At 71.0% G+C, this 3,315-nt stretch carries 3 protein-coding genes and 1 pseudogene; 3 read left to right on the forward strand and 1 reads right to left on the reverse strand.

Going from position 1 to position 3,315, the window contains the following annotated elements:
• On the reverse strand, nucleotides 1-1,272 hold a 1,272-nt coding region (locus CVO76_RS16195; RefSeq protein WP_208740121.1), incomplete at its 3' end, for an MFS transporter.
• A 116-nt stretch (nucleotides 1,273-1,388) separates the two neighbouring features.
• On the opposite strand from CVO76_RS16195, the gene CVO76_RS16200 reads away from it, so the two are divergent.
• The 3 genes and pseudogenes from CVO76_RS16200 to CVO76_RS16210 all read left to right on the forward strand — a co-directional run.
• Nucleotides 1,389-2,054 (forward strand): TetR/AcrR family transcriptional regulator, encoded by a 666-nt coding sequence (locus CVO76_RS16200; protein WP_208740122.1) that lies wholly within the window; start codon nucleotides 1,389-1,391, stop codon nucleotides 2,052-2,054.
• Nucleotides 2,055-2,143: 89 nt separating this feature from the next.
• Nucleotides 2,144-2,965 (forward strand): ABC transporter ATP-binding protein, encoded by an 822-nt coding sequence (locus CVO76_RS16205; RefSeq protein WP_244186056.1) that lies wholly within the window; start codon nucleotides 2,144-2,146, stop codon nucleotides 2,963-2,965.
• A pseudogene (locus CVO76_RS16210) lies at nucleotides 2,962-3,315 on the forward strand (hypothetical protein); the annotation flags it as partial. The gene CVO76_RS16205 and the pseudogene CVO76_RS16210, both read left to right, overlap by 4 nt.

The raw sequence follows: 3,315 nt of genomic DNA on the forward strand, positions 1-3,315 counted from the left end.
CCCGATGCTGCTGCCGATGGTGCGCAGGACGGTGTTCGCGCTGATCGCCTCTCCGGTCTGGGTCGCAGGCACGCTCTCGACGATGGCGTTGGAGGTCGCCGCGAGGGCCATCCCGATGCCGATCCCGGTGAGGGCTCCCGAGAGGAGGATCTGCCACTCCTCCGCATGGCCGAGGGCAGGGAGGGCGAAGGCGACGACGACGGCGACGGAGCCGACGATCATCGGCACCTTCGGGCCGATCCTGCGGATCAGGACCCCGGCGACCACGCCGGAGACGACCATCGCCGCGACCGTGGGGAGCAGGTACACGCCGGCCTCGCTCACCGACTTCCCGAAGCCGTAGCCGAGGACCGTCGGCAGCTGCAGGAGCGTCGGGACGAGGATGAAGGTCCCGAACATCGCGAAGCCGAAGGCCAGGGCGACGACGTGTGCGGTCCACACGCCGCGGTGGCGGAAGAGCCGCAGGTCGATCAGCGGCTCCGCGATACGCAGTTCCACGAGCACGAAGACGACGAGCAGCACGGTTCCTCCGCCGAGCAGGCCGATCGTCCTGCCGTCGGCCCACCCCCACGTCTGCCCCTCGCTGATGGCCAGCAGGAGCGCCACGAGGCCGAGGGACAGGATCCCCGCTCCGAGGGTGTCGAGGCGGCCGGGTGTGCGGACGGGTGATTCGGGCATACCGAAGATGGCACCGAGCAACGCGATCAGCACGAGGCCGGCGGGGATCCAGAAGAGCCAGTGCCAGGACAGCGACTCGACGATCGGGCCGGCAGCGACGATCCCGACGCCGGCGCCGATGCCGAAGATGGCCGACAGGAGGCCGATCGTCACGCTCACGCGTTCCTTCGGCAGCTCGTCGCGGACGATGCCGATCGAGAGCGGCATGACGGCGCCGGCGGCTCCCTGCAGGATGCGCGCGATGATCAGCACCGTCAGGTTGGTCGCGAGGGCGGCGAGGACCGCGCCGACCAGGAGCAGTGCGAGGACGACGATGAGGACCTTGCGCTTGCCGACCATGTCGCCCAGGCGACCGAGGATCGGGGTCAGCACCGCGGCGGACAGCAGGTATGCCGTCAGTACCCAGCTCGCCGAAGCGGTGGAGACGCCCAGGTCCTGTCCGATCGTTCCGAGCGCCGGAGCGACCAGTGACTGCAGGACGGCGAACGACAGTCCACCGAGGGACAGGTAGGCGATGATCGCCGTGCCGCGGGGGCGCCCGGCGGAATCCTTCGGGGTCGGTCCCGTGGTGGGGCGCTGGGTGACGGTGGACATGGAGCTCCTCGGAGAAGTAAACGCGTGATTACTTTTCAGCATAATCGCTGGTCACCGGAAATCAACAATCGTTTACATGGGGTGTCCGCGGTCTACAGTGGGTGCGGAGGTACATCATGGCCAACGGGATGCAGGCGCCCTCGGAATCGCCTGGAACAGGGGAACAGCAGGCCGACGAGGTGCGGTCGGGACGGGACGCCACCGTCACGCGCCGCGCGCTCGTGCGGGCAGCCCGCAGGCGCTTCGCCACGGATGGCTACCGCGCGACGACCGTGCGGCAGATCGCGTCCGACGTCGGGGTCAACGTCGCGCTCATCAACCGGTATTTCGGGTCGAAGGAGGGGCTCTTCGAGGCGTGCATGAACCGGACCGTCGACGAGCTCGACACAGCGAACAGGGCTCCCGTGGTGGGCATCGACGACGTGATCGGCCGGCTGATCACCCACGTGGTGGAATCGCCGAACGCCGATGATCCCCTGCAACTCCTCCTCCTGCTGCGCTCGTCCGGGGACGAGAACGCGGACCGCATCCGCCGACGGACCCTGGAGTCCTTCACCCGGAGGCTCGCCGGGGCGGCGGGATGGAGCACAGGGGATCCCGGTACCGAGCACCTGCTGGTGCGGGCGCAGATCGCCATGGCCACCATGCTCGGGTTGGTGATGCTCCGCACCTCCACCGGTGTGCAGCCCGCGGCATCGGCGACCTCCGACGATCTCACAGGCCCGCTCGGTGAGGTCTTCAGGGTGCTCCTGGCGGATCCCGGATCGGCGTCCCGGGCGTAGACCCGCCTCCCGCCACGGTATGAGGAGGCCGGAAGCCGGTCAGCCTCCAGCCCGACGCGCGGGCGGGCCGGCAGCGGAAGCATGGAGGCATGACCTTCCCACGTCCCGGCAGACCCCTGTCCACCTCACCCATCACGACACCCGCCATGACATCCGCCGCGCTGGAAGCGGCCACCCCGCATCCCGTCAGCTCGACGCCGGCCGCCCGGGCCGCCGTGCTCAGCGCACGCGGCCTGACGAAGGCCTACCACGCGACGCGCGCTCTCTCCGACCTCAGCCTCGACATCCGGGCCGGTGAGTCCGTCGCCGTCATGGGTCCCTCCGGCGGTGGGAAGACGACGCTCCTGCACTGCCTCGCCGGCATCATCACCCCGGACACCGGGCAGGTACTGCTCCGGCACGACGACGGCGGCACCACCGACGTCGCGCGGCTCTCCGACCGGGACCGGTCCGCGCTGCGCCGCTCCACCTTCGGCTTCGTGTTCCAGCAGGGCCTGCTGATCCCCGAACTCACGGCACTCGAGAACGTGGCCGTCGCGCTGATGCTGCTCGGGGTCGACCGCTCGAGTGCCGAGCACTCGGCGGCGGGGTGGCTCGCCGCACTCGGCCTGGCGGGACTGGAGGACCGCCGCGTCGGCCAACTGTCCGGCGGCCAGGCCCAGCGTGTCGCCATCGCCCGGGCACAGGTGTCCGGAGCGAGCGTGATCTTCGCCGACGAGCCCACCGGGGCGCTCGACTCCGGCACGTCGGCCGACGTCATGGACCTGCTCCTCCGGTCCACCACCGGCACGGGGAAGACGCTCGTCGTCGTCACGCACGACGACGGCATCGCCCGCCGGTGCGCGCGCACCGTCCGGCTGCGTGACGGGCGCATCGTCAGCGACTCGCTGCAAGCGGAGTCGGCAGCATGAGCGCCGCCGGCGCTCCCGCCGTCCCGTCCGCCGTGGCGCCGACCACGCCGCACATCCCCCTCAAGGTGCCGCTCCGCCTCGCCTGGCTGCTCGCGCGACCCTCGGCGGGCGGGCTCTCTGCCGCAGCCCTCCCGGTGACGGCCTTCGGGCTCGTGACCGCGCTCCTGCTGACCGTCGTCGCCGGCGGGCTCTCCTTCTTCCAGTGGCAGGACGAGACCGGCCAGCTCTACCTGGCGCTCGCCGCGATCGCCGCGGCGCTCCTCGTGGTCCCGCTCGTGTCCCTCGGCAGATCGGCCGCACGGCTCTCCGCCCGCCGCCGGGACGAGCGGCTCGCGACCCTGCGCCTCCTC

This window comes from Arthrobacter agilis (assembly GCF_002953615.1).
Classification (GTDB): Bacteria; Actinomycetota; Actinomycetes; order Actinomycetales; family Micrococcaceae; genus Arthrobacter_D; species Arthrobacter_D agilis_B.